The sequence below is a fragment of the Bacillus sp. FSL R5-0712 genome (assembly GCF_038593285.1).
GTDB lineage: Bacteria > Bacillota > Bacilli > Bacillales > Bacillaceae > Bacillus > Bacillus safensis.
The window spans coordinates 281,895-300,775 of the sequence record NZ_CP151981.1 but is presented as its reverse complement, the minus strand read 5'-3'; the positions used below and the strand labels follow the sequence as shown (position 1 = coordinate 300,775).

Genomic DNA, 18,881 nt, shown 5'->3' with positions numbered 1-18,881 from the left:
TTACCCGAAAATGGTCACATAAAAACCTTTTTCCTCAAATTTTATTTAAATTCATAAAAAAACTGCCTGCAACTTTAGTTACAGACAGCTTGTTTTTTTAGGACTCTAGGGCAGCCCGCTTAATATTATCTTGAAGCTCAAGCATACGTTTTGTTCCATCTTCGCGTAATCGCTTGTTCTCTTCTTCAATCTGTTTCGTCTCTTTCATCCCTTGTACAATTGTATTAAAGGAAGATTCGATCGTTTCAATGTCGATGCTTGGACGGCCAGATAATTTGGCAATCTCCACACTTTGACTTGAAATGTTTTCAGCATTTCGTTTCAGCATTTCATTTGTTCTTCTATCCAGCTCACTCATAGAATCAGCCACAAGCTTTTGTCTCTTCGCTGTAACAGCTTGAATGATCCCATTTTTGAAAATTGGAATCGTGATGATGAAGGCAGAGTTGATTTTACCGATTAATTTCGTATTCCCACGCTGAAGCAAACGGATTTGCGGTGCCGTTTGAAGCGCCACCATTCGTGCCATATCAAGGTCATACACACGCTCTTCAAGCGCTTGAATGCCATTACGAAGCGTATCAAGCTCCATTTGTGCCAGCTGGTTTCCACTAGCTGCTTTTTCTTCATATGAAGGAACCAATTGTTTTAATTCTTCGATTTTCATTTGACCGGCTACGACATACTTTTCCAGCTCCAAATAGTATTGAATGTTATGCTCATACATTTCTTCAAGCGTCACAGTCGATTTGGTCATTTCATCTTTATATTTACTAATTTCCACATTAATTTTTTCAATTTCTGCACCGAGCGTTTGATATTTACTAAAAATCTTTTCGATCATGCTGCCGCCGCGCTTAAAGATTTTTGACAACAAACCACCCTTCGGTTCGTCAAAATCATTTTTATCAAAGCGATCCATAATCTTACCAAGCTGCGTCAGCATTGTTCCTGAGTCAGTGACACTTGTTGAACGCATCATTGAAAGGATACGATCAGAGAACTTAGAGATTTCAACGGCTGGCTGTTTACCGTATTCAAGAAGTTCCAGCTGATTTTTCGCATCGATCTGTCTCGCAATATTTTGCACTTCTGGTTCATTTCGAAGCTGAACGCGAATATCGTCTGCCTTCTCAATCGTGATTTCCTCTTTATCAATTGAAATGATGTCATTTCCGTTTGTATTTGTCATAAGCTTTGATCTCCTTATCGGTTTTTAATGGATTGAAATAACTTTCTAACGATGGACGGCTCTTTAAACTCCTGGTTCATGACCATCTCATCAAGCCAATGGGTATCAAATAATTGTTCATCGATATACCGTTCGATACACTGATATCCCGCTGGATGATATACGAAGAGATCCACACCCATTTCATTTAGGAAAATCAGGGCGGCCGCATCAGAACGAGTCAGCTCACCATTATATTCCGTATGGTATAAAATCACTTTCGGTACGGTTTGTGCGTAATCAAAGGTTTGAATCAGTCCAATGAGATCCTGGCTTAAATGCAGAACCTGCTTGAATAAATAAATACGGACATCTAATTCGGTTTCATTGCCTTCTTTTAATAGCTTCGGATGCTGACAGATTCGAGATATCGCCTCTGCTATCGCACGCTGCGTGCCCTCATATAGATGAGAAAACTGCCACACATTGCTTTTCATTAATAAGTCAGGATCAATCTCTCCATTAGAAGAAAGTGCATGCTGATAATGAAATTGATAATTCGATGTCACTTCTTTCGTAAAAGGAAAATGGCGAATGGTCTTCGTCTCTTTCCCTTCCATTAACGTGTGAATGCGATCCCAGTATTCACGTTTGTCTCGTGTGACACCCATCATTTTCGCAAAGAGATTTGGAATCTGTATCGTGTCCCGGTCGGCTTTGAAATTCGGGCGGATAAAGGATCGTTCCTTTGCAATTAAAAACAGCTCATCATACGTGGTCTTCAGTGTAATAGAATGAGGAGTATGATCTCTGAATTGCCACGGCTTATACAGCATTGAATCTTCCGTGTGAAGCACCTCTTCAAGCTCTCTTGTCGAGCGGTACGCCACCGTTGATTTCCTCTCAGGCTTTTCAGTAGGGAACGGCTCAAGCTTTGAAGTCCCCGGGTACTGATCAATAAAAGTCAGCTTTTCTTCTGGATCTAATTCGCGGAACGAATCCTTGCCTTCTGGATGAAATAGGACAACATCACAGCCAATCAGCATGACGTAGTAAAGAAAATAAAGCTGACTTTTATTCGCCTCTCCATACCAAATGACAGCCGGCATTTTTTCTTCGATATTGACTTCCTTCAGCCATGGACCTAGATGATTATTTGAAAACTTCACGACATCCAGCAGGACCCGGCGGAAATCAGGATGCTGAAATCCACCCTCGTGCAGCTGCTTGAAATGCTCAAATACCTTGATCAATGAAAGACGGATATGCCGGTTCATCACAGCGTTTGGATGGCGTACAATCAGCTGTTCACCATCTAAAAAAGCCACAAAGCGATTCACGGACAATCCCTTTTCTTCTTGGTTAATCAAATGAATGCGCTGCAGCGCTTGAAAATGCTCCGGCTCAATATGACGATTGAGCGTTTCACTTAAAATATGCATGCCGTCTGTTTCGTATAATTCATGTAAATAAATAAAATAATCGGTTGCATCATGCGGAGTTCCAAGGACCCGGGCGGCGAGACGCGGCAAGGACAACATATGCTCGTCCTTTACATAACCGTCTCTTTCAGGGAGCGGCTTTTTCAGCACATTTTTCCAGGCTTCCTGCTCCGCCCGTGTATGGGTGACATTGATTTCTTTATAACTCACGCCGCTCCTTCCTTTCTCCTATATTTTCTCGAAAGCTACTACTATCATATCATTCAGCCTTCTACTTCTGCTATCGAATCGAAGGCTTTTTTGCGTTCATCATTTGCTCGATGACACAAGCGGTGATCTCATCCGCTGCGGCCATGCCAGATGCCGATGTCGGCTCAAGTTCTGGATCAAAGTCGAGCACTTCTCCATGCCTTGGGGCAAAGCCCATATCTGATTGCCGAATGAGCCCCGCATCTAACAGAGAATCACCCGCACCATAGACGTATTCAAGCTGCAGCCTGTCCTTTAGAAAAGCAACAGCATCCCACTTATTAAGCGGCTGTGGAATAAAATAAAGCTTCCGTCCCTGAAGAGAAACCTGCCATCCTCTCTCCTCACCCCACAGCTTCAATTCAGCAAGCGGAATGTGAGATAGATACTCCTCTTTCATAATCAAATAAAGAAATCTTCCCTCTGCTGTACGGGTACGCTTCACCCATGCCGCAACCGGAAGTTCCGAGATCGCCCTCAACATCTCTCTGACTGGCATACACTCCCTAAGTCTCTCATCAACAATGGCCTGCCAATCCTCAAGCGGTTTGCCATGGTGAAGAATACAGCCCCCATTTGTTGTGACGGCATATTCCGGATTAAGCTCTTGTTGAAAGAAAGTGATCCGTTCATACTGTGCGGTTGTTCTTGTCGTTACTGGTATGAACCAGCCTGATTGATGAATCGTCTGCAAAGATTTTTTCGTTTCAACAGACATATAGGAAAGCGGCCGTTCGTCCAGCACCTCAACTAAATCATACTCTCCTTCATACGCATACTGGTCAAGCACTCGATGTGAGTAAATCAGCGTCCGGTCTAAATCACTGGCAAATGCAAATGTCTTCATGACGTTTGCTCCAACGGGCGAATTAACCCACAGCACGTGTAAGACATATTGGCATATTCAATGACAGGAACACCTCTGTCCTCTGCCAAAAGCAAGATATGCTTCAGCTTCTCCTGAGATCCAGGCTGAATCAAGATTTTCCAAGGGATTCTTCTAAGCAGCACGCGGGTCGTTTCACCAACACCCGGCTTAATCAAGTGGGTATTTTCAATTTGAAACTCCTGACCAATTGCTTCAATGGATGCCATTCCCCGCCAATCTGCCGGTGCTCCTTGCGTAAGTATGGTTTCTGCTTTCTCTTGTACATTTGGTCCGAGGCTGGAAAATGCTTCTTCAATTGTATCCACATATAGATTGGACACATCTTCATCAAGCAGCTCTTTATAATACTTTGCCCCATGGAAATCATCGGCATTGATCCAGCGGTTGTTTAATACCGTACGACTGACAAGCCCTGATACTGTCGAATTCAGGCAGGCACTTGGAATGAGAAAGTCCTCCCTCGTTCCGTATACATGTGTACAATAGCCGGGGTCTGCCAGCACAGCCAGCTCACTCGAGAGACGTACACCATACTTTTTTTCAAAATCAAGAACAGCTTTTTGGAGCTCTTTCGAAATCGCACCTTTTCCAGTCCATCCATCGATAAAAGCAATTTCAAAACCTGGATGTTCTTTCAGCATATAATGCAGTGCATTCTCGTCTATTCCGCGGTCGCGAATAATAGAAATGCTGTAATGAGGCAGATCGACACCATACGCCTTTCGAATATATCGTTTGATCAGCACCCCGATCGGTGTCCCTGCACGCGCCAAGCTGCAAAGTACGGTTTGGAAGCCTCGCTTCTTCACAATCTGTTCTGCTACAACAGCTACTGCTTCTGCTACCTTTTCCTTACTTTCTTCAAGAGATTGATAGAATAAAGTCATATAAGATGCCGTTGGTTTGTACTCAATTGGCAGCATTTCTGAATAATGCGAACCGCTCTGAATCGAACGCTCCCGCTCTTCTGTACTTTTCTCCATCTCAATAGAGGATAAATCTTTGAGTAAGAAGGTTACATCCTGCTCTGGATAGCTCCCCATCTTTGTATACACATTAGCCATTCACCTTCACCTCGTCTGATAAAGTCACAATATGCACATGCTTCACATGCCGCTCAGCAAATAAGTGAACAAGTGGAAGCAATGCCTCCTGAGAGACCTTTTTCTCAAAAAAGAGAAATACATCATCATATTCACCTTTTGGAATGTTGTACACGTAGTGCTGAATTCGGGCATCCTCTGGATTCATAAAGGTAAACCCATTTTGGACAGCGTATCCATCCTTTTCGACTGGGTGAATAGGGCTTCTCGTTGTTGAATGAAAGAGAACGCCTTCCCCCATGTGTGCAGACAGTCTCATCGGCACATACATCAGCTCACCTGTCCCTAAGCAGAGTGTTTGTTTTCCTTTGCGTTCCTGCCGCAGCTTCAATCCCGCTTCAGCAGCTGCTTGGTCGAGCGCTTCCGTATCTGCTGCATTTAAACCAAAACGACCCGTTTCATGTATATATGGCGAATGACCAGCCGAATTTGCTGCATGAGAAAGTGAATAAGGCACTTGCTTAAAGAAAGGTTGAAGAGAGTGAAAAGAGAGACTTGGCTGCTTCTCTTGCTCCGCAATCTCATACGAATAAGCTGTTTCATCGAGCGTTTTGCCTCGAAAAATCATCTGCCCTTTTAATAAAGACAATGATGTGATGTGAATTCCAAGCTCCTCTTCAAGCTGGCACATGGCTATCTCATGCTCCTCCGTCCGCCAGTCCAAAATGGAAAGAATGGTATAAGAATGCCTTGGGTACTTTGCATGAAGGTCACGAATGATGTTGATATTGGTACGACCTGTTGTGACTTCATCATCTACTAACACGATGGGGCGGTCTGTGCGAAGGAATGCTTCGTCTGCATAACAAAGCTGATCTGTTGCATGCGAATGTTCTTCTTCAAATACCAATGACGGGTCAAGATCCAGCAGCTGTTCACGTGTCGTATGAATGTATGATGCGCCTTCTATCACATCATACACACCATGTCCAAGGGCTGTTGCCGTTTCCGCAAAGCCGATGACGACAGGCTCATTGCCTACTGAAAGCTTTTCTTCTTTGAGTGTTTCATAGGCTGCCGTTAACACCGTGTGATCATTCGTCTTGAGTGCCTCTACAAGAAGATCTTGGTGCGGGGGCATCTTTCCAGTTTGCTCTTTGGCATATGCCATCGCTAAAAGACCCGAGACAAGGAGCGGTTTTACTGGATGAACAGGAATATGCTTTCCAAGCACCTTACTCACGAATAAAAAGGCTCTTTTTTTGTTCACCCTTGCCGCCATCTCAAAAAGATGCTCTTTTTCAAGCTGGAGCGCACCTTCTTTGAGGTCAAGCTCAACCTCCATATGTTCCAAGATGTTCAGCGTATGCCGCTTCTGATTCTGTGAGTATGTCGATATAGCTTCTATTTTCATGAAACACCCCGTAAATGTCTGACTTCATTAAAATGTGCTCTGCCCACCTGTAATGCGGCTTTGTTTCATTCATCTTATTAGAGAAAGCACTCTTCATCACGCCAACTGTGCCGTCGGCATGTTCCAGAATGCTTAAAGCATCCAAGTACTCTTCCTTTGTCACAACGTACATGCTTTGCACTGGCTTGAGATGTGTTGGATGGATCACTGTCTTTCCATGTATGCCGTTGGCTACATCGAGTCTTGTCTCTTTGAGTAAACCTTGTACGTCATCGAATTCAGATAAGGACAGCTCACCTCCCTTAGAAAGCGCACGGATGAATGGTTTTTGTTCCTTTCGTGCAGGACCAAAATGCTCCCATACAGCACCTGATACAACAAAGGAACGACCAAAATAATTGATAATATCTGTGATCAAATCAGCAATCAATCTGATTTCATAGATGGTGGTGTCGCGATCACGGCGAATGCCATATAAGCCGCAAAGATCCGTTGCCCCAATACGAATATTCAAAATATATTCTTCATCATTCAGCATGATCTGCTTTAACTTAGACAGCACCGTATATCTTGTTTCTTTTTCTAATAAATCGGGTGTTTCCAAAATGGGCATACCGTACAGCGTTGTCTTCGTTTGTGCGGACGCCTGTTTCAAGCTGTCCAAATAATCCTTCGCATTATGAATAGAACACTTTGGAAATACAAAACCCGTCAATAAACGAAGAGATGGACCAAGCAAATCTGCCATTTTGAGCAGCTGCTTCGGCGAACGAACCCGAATAAATAAAAGCGGCATTTGTTCAGCCATTTCAGGTGTATGCGTTAATTTGTCCGACAGTTTGGCGAGTTGTACCACTAGATTCTGTTCAGCCATTTCCACTTCTTGATCACCGATGGCATCCTCTAAACAAAATACAACAGAGCAAAGCGCTTCATATTTCTGCGACAGCAGCATGTCTGCTATATCCTGTCTTGTCGCAGGCATATACAAAGTAGCACCTAATGCATGCGCAAGTACGTGCCTTGGCGTCATCAAATGCATCGCCCCCGGCCGTTTGAAAAAAATATCGTGCTGCCTCGCCTCTGATAAAAACTGAAAATACCGCATGCTGTGCCACCTCCTGTTGTTGAGAGAAAATCGAACAAATGACTTGATGATTCAAAAAAGGATGGAGCCGCTAATCAACTCCATTCCTTTTTGATCGTCCTATTCTTCTTTTGAAGCCGCAGCTTCGTTTGTCACTTCTTGATGTTTCTTCTTATTGATTTTATGAACGATAAACGTTCCGATAAATGCTAGGATAATAATCGCAAAGAATACAAGATGCGGGATTTCAATGTGAGCAGCACTCAAGCCCATTTTGATCGCAATGATCCCGATGAGAATAAACGCTGTATTCTCAAGCTCTGGGATACGGTCAATGAGAACAAGGAATAACTGTGCGACTGTACGCATCATGAGAATTCCAAGCATTCCGCCTAATAGTAGAATCCATACTTCCTCAGATACAGCGAATGCTGCAAGAATACTATCAACCGAGAAGGCAAGGTCCATAATTTCAACAGAAATAACAGTTGCCCAGAACACACCAAAGACTCGAATCAACCAGCCTTCTTTTTTCAGTTCCTTCGCTTCATCATCGCCGTCACCTAACCAGAAGTGCTTAATAACAAGCCATGCTAAGTAAGCAGCTCCGAGGACCTTAATCCACCAGAACTTAATAAGCAGCATCCCTACGCCAATGAATAGAAAACGGAAGAAATAAGCGCCAATTAATCCGTAGGTTAATGCTTTTTTACGCTGCTTTTCTGGTAGATGTTTCACCATCACAGCTAATACAAGTGCGTTATCTGCTGATAACAATCCTTCAAGCACGACAAGCGTCCCAATAAGCCCCCAAGAGACAGGGTCTGTTAATACCTCTGCCCACATATGCCAATCAAAAAACGAGGCATATGTATCCAACATATGTTTCAAAATGTCCAACTGGTTTTCCTCCTATAAGTGTAGAAGCATCAGCAGGCTTTCGCCTGCTGCTATTCTTGATCGCTGTTTCTTTCTCACTTAGGAAAAGGCCCTCATATGAGCTTTTGACAGCATCTCTTGAATTGATTTGTTTCTCTTATTTACACTTCTAACCCATAATTTTGACAAAGAGCTGCAAGTCCGCCAGAGAATCCGCTTCCGATCGCGTTAAACTTCCAATCACTTCCGTGTCGGTACAATTCACATACCACAACAGCTGTTTCAATTGAGAAGTCTTCGCCTAAATCGAAGCGAATCAATTCTTCCCCGCCCTCTTCATTTACAACACGAACAAATGCATTAGAGACTTGTCCAAAATTTTGGCTGCGCGCCTCTGCATCATGGATCGTAACTGTAATTCCGATACGATCAATGTTAGCAGGAATTTTCGAGAAATCAACGAGAATTTGCTCGTCATCTCCATCTCCTTCACCTGTACGGTTATCACCTGTATGAGTGACACTGCCGCTCGGATGCTGAAGGTTATTATAGAACACAAAATCTGTATCTTGCTGACAACGATTGTTTGCATCTACCAAGAAAGCCGAAGCGTCCAAATCAAATTCGGCTCCGCCAGAATATTTATTCGTATCCCAGCCAAGACCGATCATCACTTTCGTCAGCCCTGGATTGGTTTTGGTTAAATCGACACGTTGTCCTTTTGAAAGCTGAATCGCCATATTCGTATCTCTCCTGTCTTTGAAAATAGGAAACTATTGCGTTATCCGATATCTAAGCCAAAGTCCGTTGCAATGCGGGCAAGACCGCCTTGATAGCCTGATCCGACAGCTGAGAATTTCCATTCCCCGCCGTGACGGTATAATTCACCTACAATAATGGCTGTCTCAATTGAGAAATCCTCTGCCAAATCGTAGCGAATGAGTTCTTCATTCGATGCTGCATTTAAAATACGTACATATGCGTTAGACACTTGTCCGAAATTTTGACTGCGCGCTTCTGCATCATGAATTGTAATGACAAATGAAATCTTCTCAACACTTGCTGGTACAGCTGCAAGGTCAACATTGACTTGCTCGTCATCTCCGTCCCCTTCACCAGTGCGGTTATCGCCTGTATGTACGACACTGCCGCCTCCGCCAGTTGTTTGGTTGTAAAAGACAAAGTCAGATGGAGAGCTTGCTTTACCTGACGCATCTAAAAGGAATACACTTGCGTCTAGATCAAAGTCATGTCCGCCGTCATACTTATTGACGTCCCAGCCAAGACCGACGACTACTTTTGTTAAACCCGGATTCGTTTTTGTTAAATCAATTTTTTGACCTTTCGCTAAAGAAATTCCCACTAGGAACCTCTCCCTTCTGTTTAAATATAGTTTCTCGTAATATCTGCAAGCTTCGCATCATTTGTACCATTTCCAAGCGCCGCAAACTTCCACTCATTCTCGTGACGATAAAGCTCTCCGACGATTAATGATGTTTTTCCTGCATAATCATCTTTTAAATTATATTTCACTAATTCTTGATTGTTTGAACGATCAACGATACGAATGTAAGCATTTTGAATCATACCAAAGTGTTGGTTCCTTCTAAGGGCATCATAAATGTTGACGACAAACACTAATTTATTCACATTACCCGGCACCTTGCTCAAGTTGACGAGGACTTGTTCATCATCTCCGTCTCCTTCACCAGTCAGGTTGTCACCTGTATGCTCAACACTGCCGCATTTGCTCTTTAGGTTGCCAAAATAAATCAAATCTTTATTTTCCGTAAACTTATCATTTTTCAGCATGAGCACTGAAGCATCACAATCAACATCAGCGCCGCCTCCGCCGCCAAACAGCTTTCCTAAAAATCCGCCGCCTTGTGATACAGGGTCCCAGCCAAGTCCAACAAGAATATTCGTCAGCCCTGTTTTCCCTTTTGTTAAATCAATACGTTGACCTTTTTCTAATGTAATCGCCAAATCAATCACTCCTCCAGCATAATAAAAATCTATTTATTAAGCGATGGACCCTATTAAAATCATCATACATGAAAATTCGACAAAATTCATGAAATGACATTGGAGCCTCTTACTCTTTTTTCTATTTACTAGTATATACGATCTATGTTCAAGATAGGTTTCAAACACTTTATATTTTTTTAACGAAAGATGCACATTGGAAATGGTTCATGTCGTTAATGAAGTGTTTCATGTGAAACATTGTCGAAAGTTCCCGATGAACAGCTCTTGCTGATAACGAGTGTATTGATGTGGTTTCATATGTTGATATAGAAAAGATAAAAGCAAAGGATAAACCCTTTCGTTTCCTTCCACCTATGGATTTCTTTATACTTATATTCAGCATGTTGATGAAAGGATGTTGATGATGCCATCACTTCATATATTAGATCAAGTCGCCATTCCTAAAGGTCAGTCTGCTCAGGAGACATTGATTCATACAACGCAGCTGGCTCAGCTGGCTGAAACGCTTGGGTATGAGCGCTATTGGTTCGCTGAACACCACAGCACAAGAGGGCTCGCTAGTACAGCGCCTGAAATATTAATGGCTCATATTGCGGCTCATACAACGACCTTGCGTACCGGATCTGGCGGTATTTTACTTCCTCAGTACAGTCCTTTTAAAGTAGCAGAGGTCACGCGGCAGCTTGAAGCCCTTTATCCTGGACGGATTGAGATTGGTGTCGGCAAATCCCCGGGCGGGATCGAAAGGACGAGGCTCGCTTTGACAGACGGCGTGCCTAAAGATCTGTCTCAGTTTGACCGCCAGCTGAAGGATCTTCTTTTTTACTTATCAGACAGCCTGCCTTCTGGTCATCCGCATACAGGCGTGAAAGCTGCTCCGCTTGTTGATGCTCATCCGCCGGTTTGGCTGCTTGGGCTGGGAGAAAATAGTGCCATGCAGGCGGCGGAGCTTGGAATCAACTATATTTTCGGCCACTTTATCCATCCTGCACGCGGCACACAAGCATTTGAGACGTATCGATCACACTTTTCTCCATCTGTCTTTTCTAGGCAGCCACAATCTATGTTTGCCGTCTTTGTCATCTGTGGTGAAACAGATGAAGAAGCAGACAGGATCGCCAGCAGTACAGATTTATGGCTGCTTCGTGTTGAAAACGGACTGGACAGCCGCGTTCCTTCTATAGAAGAAGCAAACGCCTATCACTACACCACACAGGAAAAGAAAAAAGTGCTGCAAAACCGCCAGCGGATGATTGTCGGCTCGAAGAAAACGGTGAAAGAGCAATTACAGACCTTGATGGACCGCTATCAAACGGATGACATCATGATTCTGAACAATTCCTTTGATCCGATCGAAAAACAACGTTCCTTCAAGCGAATAGCAGAATTATTTTGAAGCCAGCAGGCTTCTTTTTTACATTGTCATAAAAAATGGGAAATGTAACATCAAGATGTCAAAATTCTTCCGTCTGTCATCTGATCGCAAATGTGTCTTCTAATCGTTAGCGAACTGTAAACGCATAAGAGGTGTACCTTTTATATAGTAGAGGTACATATTCAATGAACGGTTTACAACGCTGAGAAAGAAGGAGATGACAGACATGAAAAAGAGACTCGATTGGGTTGATGCAGCTAAAGGAATTGGCATTCTGCTCGTGGTCATGGCGCATGTGCCCATTCCAGATTCGCTCAAGCAATTCATTTACTCTTTTCATATGCCGCTTTTCTTTTTACTATCAGGCATGATGTTTCGATCATCCTCATCCCCTGCTTTGTCATTTATTCAGAAAAAAGCCAAAAGCTTACTCTTGCCCTATCTCTATTTCTCCATCATTACGTATGTATTTTGGTTCTCCGTTACCCGTTTTTTCGCATTCAAGGGACAAACGGATATTGATCCTTTCGTTCCGTTTACAGGTATTTTCATATCCAATGCAGATGAAGCAAGACTCACACATAACCCAGCGATTTGGTTTTTAACGACGCTCTTTTTAGTGGAAATTTTATTTTTCTTTATGCATCGTCTTTCTAAAGGAAAACCCGCTGCCGTGATCTTGCTGACTGTTCTTTGCGGAGGTGCTGGATATGCCTCTACCTTGCTTTTAGATCAAAGTCTTCCTTGGAACGCCAATGTCGCCTTGACGGCTGTTGTATTTTATTCGATTGGATTTTTAGCAAAGCAATGGTTTGTGGAATTAAAAACAGATCCAACCCTTCTTTTATGTACAGGTCTGCTTGTGCTGACGGCTTACATGCAAAGCTTTAATTCACGGATCGATATGCGCGTCAACGACTACGGTGATCTCTTTATTTTCTACGCATGTGCTCTGCTCGGTTCAGCTGCCGTGATTTATTTAAGCTTTAAATTGAAAACATCCCCTATTTTGACGTATCTAGGACGTAATTCTATTGTCATTCTTGTCTTGCAGTTTGCCGGTATCGATATCATGAAAGCATTTGTTTTTTATGGACTCGGTATCAATATTGCTGATACAGCACAGCTCTCTTGGACACTTTTTTATACGATCGGTACATTGCTGCTCATGGTGCCATGTATCTCCTTCCTGAGCAAATACCCGATGCTGCTCGGCAAACCAGCCAAAGTCGCACAACGCTACGAACAAAAAACATCCGCCGGCTGAACAGGCGGATGTTTTTTGTATTAATCATTGATTTGAGAAGGATAAAGTGTCATTCCACCATCTACAAATAAGGTGGTGCCTGTGATATACGCCGCTTCCTTAGAAACGAGGAATGCAGCAGCGGCCCCAATCTCCTTCGGTTCACCAAAGGTTCTCATCGGAATCTTCTCAAGCTGCTTTTGTTTTTTCAATTCATCCTGTAAATCATCATTCGATTCGGTTGCCATGGTACCCGGCGCAATCGCGTTGATTCGAATACCTGCTTCGGCATAATCAAGAGCCAGCGTCTTCGTCATCATATTCATTCCGCCCTTTGAAGTGGAATAATGAACATTAAACGGGCGCGGAATTTCCTGATGGACACTGGAAATATTTAAAATCGATCCTTTGATGTCATGCTCCATCATATAGGCGAGCGCAGCCTTTGCGCCTAAAAATGCACCTGTTATGTTCACATCGATGACGTTTTGCCATTGCTCCAGCGTCATCTCATGCGGCAGCGCTTCTTCCCCGTTGAAGCCTGAATTATTGACGAATACATCTACTGTACCGAAATGCTCCAGTGCTGTATCCATGATGGCTTGGATGCCTTCCTCTTTGGAGACATCTGCGTGTACTTTCACCGCCCCACCTCCGTGCTTCTGAATGGCTTGTACGGTCTCTTCAGCTCCATCTTCATCGCCTTTATAGTTTACAACCACATTCATTTCCTCTTGTCCAAACCGCAATGCGATCGCTTGTCCAATTCCTTTTGAAGAACCTGTGACAATGGCTGTTTTCCCTTTTAAATCTTGATACATCTTCATTTCCTCCATTCACGTGCTTCATCTTGCTGATACACAATGGTTACCCATTTTGGAAAAAACAAAAACACAACCCTCTGCATTTGTACTCGAAGAGGGTTGTGCGTTTCATCAAGCTAAAAGGTGTTATAAACATTTTCACACGTTTCGGCAGTTGGCTGATAAAAGCAATGTGACTTATACCTTGCCACAAACGGCTGATTGTACCAAGTCGCCGGACAATCGCCAGGCGGTTTAAAATACCAAAGGCTGAATTTTGCCGGCCAAAAACGTTCTCCGTTAATATTTCTCCGCGCAAGTGTTTTTTCCGTTTCTCGTGCTCGCTGATAGAAGTAACCATGCGTGACCGCTTCGAATGCATGCTCCTGATAAATCATTTGTGGAATCGTACGCAGCCCTTTAAAGTCAGAGCAGTTGGCACGCAAACGATTGATGCCCACGTTTCCTACGAGCAGCATCCCTCGCCTCCCTTCACCTTCTGCCTCCGCTCTCAGCAGTCTGGCCATTAAATCAATATCAGAGCTTGTCGCTCTTACCACTGCCATACATCCACCTCCAGTTCGTTTCTCTTTTATTTTATGTAGCGTTTCTGTGTAGATGACTGCCATTTTGACATGAAAAAGCACGTTCAGTGTCGGCAGCCTGTCTAAATTTGCTGGACATGTGTCTCGCTGCCAACAACACTCAAACCAAGTGACCATATACATAACAGGAAGAAATATTCATTACTATATACTCATTTACAAGTCATAAAAATCCTTCTAATTGCGACATCATCTTCAAAAACAGTCATTTGAACCTATTCAATAATCCGACTCAAAACCTTAAAATATAAAATGTTGAGTTTCTACAGGAGATATCAAATAATAAATTACAAGTTTCTCCTCTCAACTTAGTGTCATTTTTACTACTTGAAGCCAATCAACCTCGGAAACGCACTGAGGTATTGACAGTACTTTCGCTTCATTCTACAGTAAAAAACATACAGTATTTTTCTTTTTATGCAAAAAGAATGATATGAACTACAGCTTTTCAATGAAATTCACCATAAACCCGAGGAGGAAAACACGCCATGTTTAAAAAGAAATTATCCCTGTTTCTTCTGATCTTGTGTGTAACTGTTGTCGCTGCTGCTTGTAGTGGTGGAAAAGACAAAACAGCTGCGAAAGAAAACGATACCAAAAAATCTCTTGATGCAGCAGAGGTAAAGGTAGAAAGTGCTGAGTACACATTACCACCTCAATACGATACATCTGTACAGGATGATCAGTATGTACTAAAAGTGAATGTATCTGTAAAAAATATCAGCAAAGAGCCTCTCAATGTTGATAAAAGCAACTTCACGCTTTACCAAGATGACGCACAGGTATCTACAATCTCTCCAGATGACTATAACGAAGTATTATCTTCAAGCTCTTTAAATGCAGACAAAGTGACTAAAGGCGGTCTTTTCTTTGTTGTTGACAAAGACAAAGACTATCAGCTTGTTTACACAGAGCCAGGAAGCGGATCGAAAAAAGATGACAAGACATTAGAATTCGATATTAAAGGAAAAGACTTAATGAAAAAAGCAGATACACTACAAGCATCTGCAAAAGCTCTTTCTTCTTATATTGATGTGATGATTTTTGGTAAGAAAAACGATGATTTCGAAAAACTAACAGGTGATAACAAATCAACTGTTGTGAACGAATTTGATAAATCATTCAAACAAGGTTACATCACTTCATCAGGTATTTCTTCTAGCTCAGCGAAGGACGAAAACCTTGATAAGCTACTGAAAGCTGTGAAAGAAACATTAGCTGAAAAATCAAAAGTTTCAACAAAAACAAAATCCATCAGTGGTGATAAAGCTGTCGTGACTGTGACTCTGACACCAATCGATGCAAGTCCGCTTGTCGATCGTTTGAAAGAGAAAGCGACTGAGTTCTACAGCAAAAACCGTTCAGCTTCTTATGATGAAGCGCAAAAATACTTACTATCAATTTACCCAGATGAGTTTAAAAAATTAGGACCATCATCTTCTGAAGAAACAGTAGAAGTCAACATGAAGAAAAATGATATCGACCAATGGAAACTTGATTTGAACGACTACAAAACAAGCTCATTAGTTGAGAAATTCATCAAGAACTAAAGGAAAACCCCCGATTCCGGGGGTTTTTTGTTATGATTTATCACCTGGTTTGGTGATCGTGAACCCCCTCTATCATCAAAAACCAGAATATAGTCAAGTTATCTTACCCTTGACAACATTTCTTTCTATAATCAGTGTTCCATTTCTTTAGCTTGATCACTATGAGATATTCAATCCTGATTATTCTTTTTTGTACTTAAGATTTTTTTCTGCTTATTTGAGTTAAAGATATAGTGTAAACTCGAAGTAAAAAAGGTACTCCTCATTCTTTATTTCATACTGGTGCGGTGATTGTTGTTGCAGGAGCTGGTTATGTAATTGCTACAGAAGCCAGCAAGCACAGGAATAAAAAGTATAACCATTATGAAGCTATTATCCGAGGCGGAGTATATATTGGAAAAGGAATAAATAAGTCACAAGCAATTGCTAGAATAAAATCAAGAAAGGGTATTATTATTACTGGCATCCCCATAAAGAACTTCAAAAGCTCATGCTTTCTACGGAGGTCCTGTTAAATAGTTAATAGAGGTGAATAATGTTCAATTACGAAAAGCTATATAAACAATATTTATATAAAAAAGATCAATTGATTTTTACTAAAGAACGAGTCGTTGAGATGATAACGTCTAAATTTCAAGCTAGAGAATTTTCAAAAACAAAGATTTTAGATTTAGTAAATGATGATCACTTTGAATATACTAAGATATTTAAATGTTTTGTCATTGATGATCCGAGTATATTGATTCAATTGTTTTCGAATGAGGAAAAAAAGGATCATCGTGAACAAGTACTTCATAATCGTCTTCATCCGTTAAACCCTAAAAGAGTAAAAGAATGGGAGTATAATCACTTATTGCTTGATGAACAAGAAGGTAGAAGAATTGATATCATTTTAGAAAGTAAAGATGGATTATATGTTTCAGAATTTACCGTAAGAGATAGTTGCGAAAAGCTTAATAGGTATATAAATGCTTTAATTGAAGGTGCACTTATCGAAAATGGGTTAGAAGAATATCCTGATGGTATTCATGACGAGTATTTTCAATTTTATTTAGAGAACTTGGATCAATTCGGTTTCTTAAACTGAAAAATACGATGATCGGCATTCACTTGAAAACGCCCTCTATCAAAGAGGGCGTTTCTTTATTTCGCAAGCATCCATTTCTCTTTCATAAACAAGCTTCTGACGATGACAAACAGGATGACGACTGCCAAGGCTGAGGAGCCGAGTGTCAGGGCGATGGACATTGGATCGATGATACCAAACATCAATTGCTTACACAGCGCATGAATATTGAGGAATGGGATGGCAAAGTAATACGTATCTAGCTGCGTAGCACCTGCTCTCATGGTAAAGAACATTGGGAGCACACCTAGCGTAATGATCATGGACATGTACGATTGCGCTTCTTTGACTGAACCCGACATCACACTGAGCAGCAATTCAATCATGGATACCATGAAGGAGAAGATGATTAACGCCGCAAACATAACGCCGATAATGCTCCACATTTGATCACCAAAGTTCAGAGCTTGCTTCAGCTTTTCTGTAAAGAGCAAAGTAGATAGAAGCAGCATCCCGATCGCCACAATCCCACTTAAAATACCGAACATAGAGACAGCGAGCCATTTTCCGATGAGAATCTGGAGTCTGCTGGCCGGCGTCAGAAACAACGCTTCAATGGATTTTCGGTCTTTTTCACCCGCTACAATATCAAGCGCTGCCGGCAAAGCACCTGAGATCACGGAGGTCACCAAAATCATTGGAAGGAGAATCGACAACAGCATAGCGGTCACTCCGTTTTCCCCTTCATCACCTTCTTCTACATCAACGGACTGCACTTCAAACGGATGAATAACGGACGTATCGATTTGATCCGCTGCTAAGCGCTTCTCGACCACCTGGTTTTGATACTGCTCCAGCAATGATTGCAGCATTTGAACGGTGATTACCGAATCATCATCTGTCGTATATCCATGAATTTTAATGGCGAATGGCTTTTGATGCTTGAGCATATCGCCAGCCTCTTTCGGCATTTCTAGGTAAGCATTTGCCTCCCCATCCTTGACGGCCTGCTGCGGATCATCAAATGTTTCAAGGTTTAGGTTTTTGACCTCTTTGATCATTTGGTTCATTTCGGCTGGAAGCTGTTCATTGATGGCGACTGTATAGGCTTTATCCCCTGGATCTGCAATCATGCTTTCATAAAAGAACACCAGCCCAAGCATGGTCAAAAGAGGAATCAGTACGGTTAAGAGCAACGTTTTTCGATCCCGTAGCGCATCTGTCATTTCTTTTAAAAAGACGGTTTTCCACATTATGAAATCCCCCTAGCGAGCTTCGACATAAAGATATAGTTCAAGTCTTCACTTTGTTCCTGTGTATATAATTCTGGAAGTGTGCCTTTATACACAAGCTCTCCTTGATGAATCATCATCACACTGTCACAAAGCTGGCTGACTTCTTCCATGATGTGGCTTGAAAAGAGGATCGTTTTATTTTGCTGCTTGAGCTGATGAATAAAATCTCTGAAAATATTACTTGATGTAATATCCAAGCCTGTTGTCGGCTCATCAAATAAGATAATGTCAGGATCATGAATCAAGGTTCTGGCAATCGCCACCTTTTGTTTCATTCCTCTTGAGAATCCTTTCACCTTGCGATCCATGTATTGTCTCATCCCAAAACGCTTTGCCAAATCCTCTATTCTTGCTTTGATTTCATGCTGATCTAAGCCATATAATTTGCCAAAGTATTCAAGGTTTTCTCTTGCCGTCAAACGATCGTAAAGCCCCGTCTCTCCGCCAAACAAGACACCAATTCGCTTTTTCACTTCTGTTGCTTCTTTCACTGTATCAAAGCCTGCGACAGTGACTGTTCCGTGTGTAGGCTCTAATAATGTGGCTACGGCGCGCAATAATGTTGTTTTTCCTGCACCATTTTCTCCTAGAATGCCAACGACTTCCCCTTCCTTCACGGAGAACGTCATGTGCTTCATCGCTTTTACGACTTTTTTCTTATCTTTAAACCAGCAGCTGCAATCGCTGAGAGTAATCATGTGGTTCGCCCCTTTCAACTTTCTAAGTCTATGATAGAAAAAATAACGCTTGCCTGATATAAAAATGTCGCGAAACGTCC

General features: G+C 42.1%; 18 protein-coding genes. 4 read left to right on the top strand and 14 right to left on the bottom strand.

The features are described from left to right. Positions 1 to 97: 97 nt before the first annotated feature. From NSU11_RS01640 to NSU11_RS01595, 10 genes are all read right to left on the bottom strand, one after another. Complete coding sequence (locus tag NSU11_RS01640) at positions 98 to 1,192, bottom strand: toxic anion resistance protein (protein WP_024427234.1); 1,095 nt, start codon at positions 1,190 to 1,192, stop codon at positions 98 to 100. Positions 1,193 to 1,206: 14 nt separating this feature from the next. Next, positions 1,207 to 2,823: a YceG family protein gene (locus tag NSU11_RS01635; protein ID WP_151863115.1), complete on the bottom strand. Its 1,617-nt coding sequence runs from the start codon at positions 2,821 to 2,823 to the stop codon at positions 1,207 to 1,209. A gap of 70 nt (positions 2,824 to 2,893) precedes the next feature. Then, positions 2,894 to 3,709 carry an HAD family hydrolase gene (locus tag NSU11_RS01630; protein ID WP_073203673.1) on the bottom strand — a complete coding sequence of 272 codons (816 nt, stop codon included), beginning with the start codon at positions 3,707 to 3,709 and terminating at the stop codon, positions 2,894 to 2,896. Further along, entirely contained in the window at positions 3,706 to 4,815 is a 1,110-nt protein-coding gene (locus NSU11_RS01625) for a cysteine protease StiP family protein (protein ID WP_044333569.1), read from the bottom strand. Before NSU11_RS01625 ends, NSU11_RS01630 begins: the two co-directional genes overlap by 4 nt. Beyond that, positions 4,808 to 6,139: a phosphoribosyltransferase family protein gene (locus NSU11_RS01620; RefSeq protein WP_342493898.1), complete on the bottom strand. Its 1,332-nt coding sequence runs from the start codon at positions 6,137 to 6,139 to the stop codon at positions 4,808 to 4,810. Before NSU11_RS01620 ends, NSU11_RS01625 begins: the two co-directional genes overlap by 8 nt. Beyond that, on the bottom strand, positions 6,129 to 7,316 hold the full coding sequence (locus NSU11_RS01615) for an HpcH/HpaI aldolase/citrate lyase family protein (RefSeq protein ID WP_025092779.1): 1,188 nt from the start codon (positions 7,314 to 7,316) through the stop codon (positions 6,129 to 6,131). Before NSU11_RS01615 ends, NSU11_RS01620 begins: the two co-directional genes overlap by 11 nt. Before the next feature lie 99 nt (positions 7,317 to 7,415). After that, positions 7,416 to 8,195: a TerC family protein gene (locus NSU11_RS01610; protein ID WP_024424355.1), complete on the bottom strand. Its 780-nt coding sequence runs from the start codon at positions 8,193 to 8,195 to the stop codon at positions 7,416 to 7,418. A gap of 140 nt (positions 8,196 to 8,335) precedes the next feature. Continuing rightward, positions 8,336 to 8,914, bottom strand: a complete 579-nt coding sequence (locus NSU11_RS01605; RefSeq protein WP_007498343.1) for a TerD family protein — start codon at positions 8,912 to 8,914, stop codon at positions 8,336 to 8,338. Positions 8,915 to 8,955: 41 nt separating this feature from the next. Next, on the bottom strand, positions 8,956 to 9,537 hold the full coding sequence (locus NSU11_RS01600) for a TerD family protein (protein WP_151040487.1): 582 nt from the start codon (positions 9,535 to 9,537) through the stop codon (positions 8,956 to 8,958). Between the two features lie 20 nt (positions 9,538 to 9,557). Then, positions 9,558 to 10,160, bottom strand: a complete 603-nt coding sequence (locus tag NSU11_RS01595; protein WP_024427228.1) for a TerD family protein — start codon at positions 10,158 to 10,160, stop codon at positions 9,558 to 9,560. Positions 10,161 to 10,566: 406 nt separating this feature from the next. Here NSU11_RS01595 and NSU11_RS01590 point away from each other — a divergent pair, with 406 nt between their 5' ends. After that, positions 10,567 to 11,559, top strand: a complete 993-nt coding sequence (locus NSU11_RS01590) for an LLM class flavin-dependent oxidoreductase (RefSeq protein ID WP_024424358.1) — start codon at positions 10,567 to 10,569, stop codon at positions 11,557 to 11,559. A gap of 205 nt (positions 11,560 to 11,764) precedes the next feature. Further along, a complete protein-coding gene (locus NSU11_RS01585) occupies positions 11,765 to 12,805 on the top strand; it encodes an acyltransferase family protein (protein ID WP_125587134.1) in 1,041 nt (346 codons plus the stop codon). A gap of 20 nt (positions 12,806 to 12,825) precedes the next feature. Here NSU11_RS01585 and NSU11_RS01580 read toward each other — a convergent pair whose 3' ends face one another. Continuing rightward, positions 12,826 to 13,605: a glucose 1-dehydrogenase gene (locus NSU11_RS01580; protein WP_024427225.1), complete on the bottom strand. Its 780-nt coding sequence runs from the start codon at positions 13,603 to 13,605 to the stop codon at positions 12,826 to 12,828. A 119-nt stretch (positions 13,606 to 13,724) separates the two neighbouring features. Then, the gene (locus NSU11_RS01575) at positions 13,725 to 14,153 is read right to left on the bottom strand and encodes a cell wall hydrolase (RefSeq protein WP_024424361.1); all 429 of its coding nucleotides are present in this window, start codon (positions 14,151 to 14,153) and stop codon (positions 13,725 to 13,727) included. A 527-nt stretch (positions 14,154 to 14,680) separates the two neighbouring features. Between NSU11_RS01575 and NSU11_RS01570 the strand changes: the two genes are divergently transcribed. After that, on the top strand, positions 14,681 to 15,742 hold the full coding sequence (locus NSU11_RS01570; RefSeq protein ID WP_024424362.1) for a DUF4352 domain-containing protein: 1,062 nt from the start codon (positions 14,681 to 14,683) through the stop codon (positions 15,740 to 15,742). Positions 15,743 to 16,277: 535 nt separating this feature from the next. Beyond that, positions 16,278 to 16,829, top strand: coding sequence for a hypothetical protein (locus NSU11_RS01565; RefSeq protein WP_311165006.1), 552 nt, complete (start codon positions 16,278 to 16,280; stop codon positions 16,827 to 16,829). 56 nt (positions 16,830 to 16,885) lie between these two features. On the opposite strand, the gene NSU11_RS01560 is transcribed toward NSU11_RS01565, so the two are convergent. Both NSU11_RS01560 and NSU11_RS01555 read right to left on the bottom strand, forming a co-directional pair. Then, entirely contained in the window at positions 16,886 to 18,061 is a 1,176-nt protein-coding gene (locus NSU11_RS01560; RefSeq protein ID WP_024424364.1) for an ABC transporter permease, read from the bottom strand. Further along, positions 18,061 to 18,801 (bottom strand): ATP-binding cassette domain-containing protein, encoded by a 741-nt coding sequence (locus tag NSU11_RS01555; RefSeq protein ID WP_024424365.1) that lies wholly within the window; start codon positions 18,799 to 18,801, stop codon positions 18,061 to 18,063. Before NSU11_RS01555 ends, NSU11_RS01560 begins: the two co-directional genes overlap by 1 nt. Between the last annotated feature and the right edge of the window lie 80 nt (positions 18,802 to 18,881).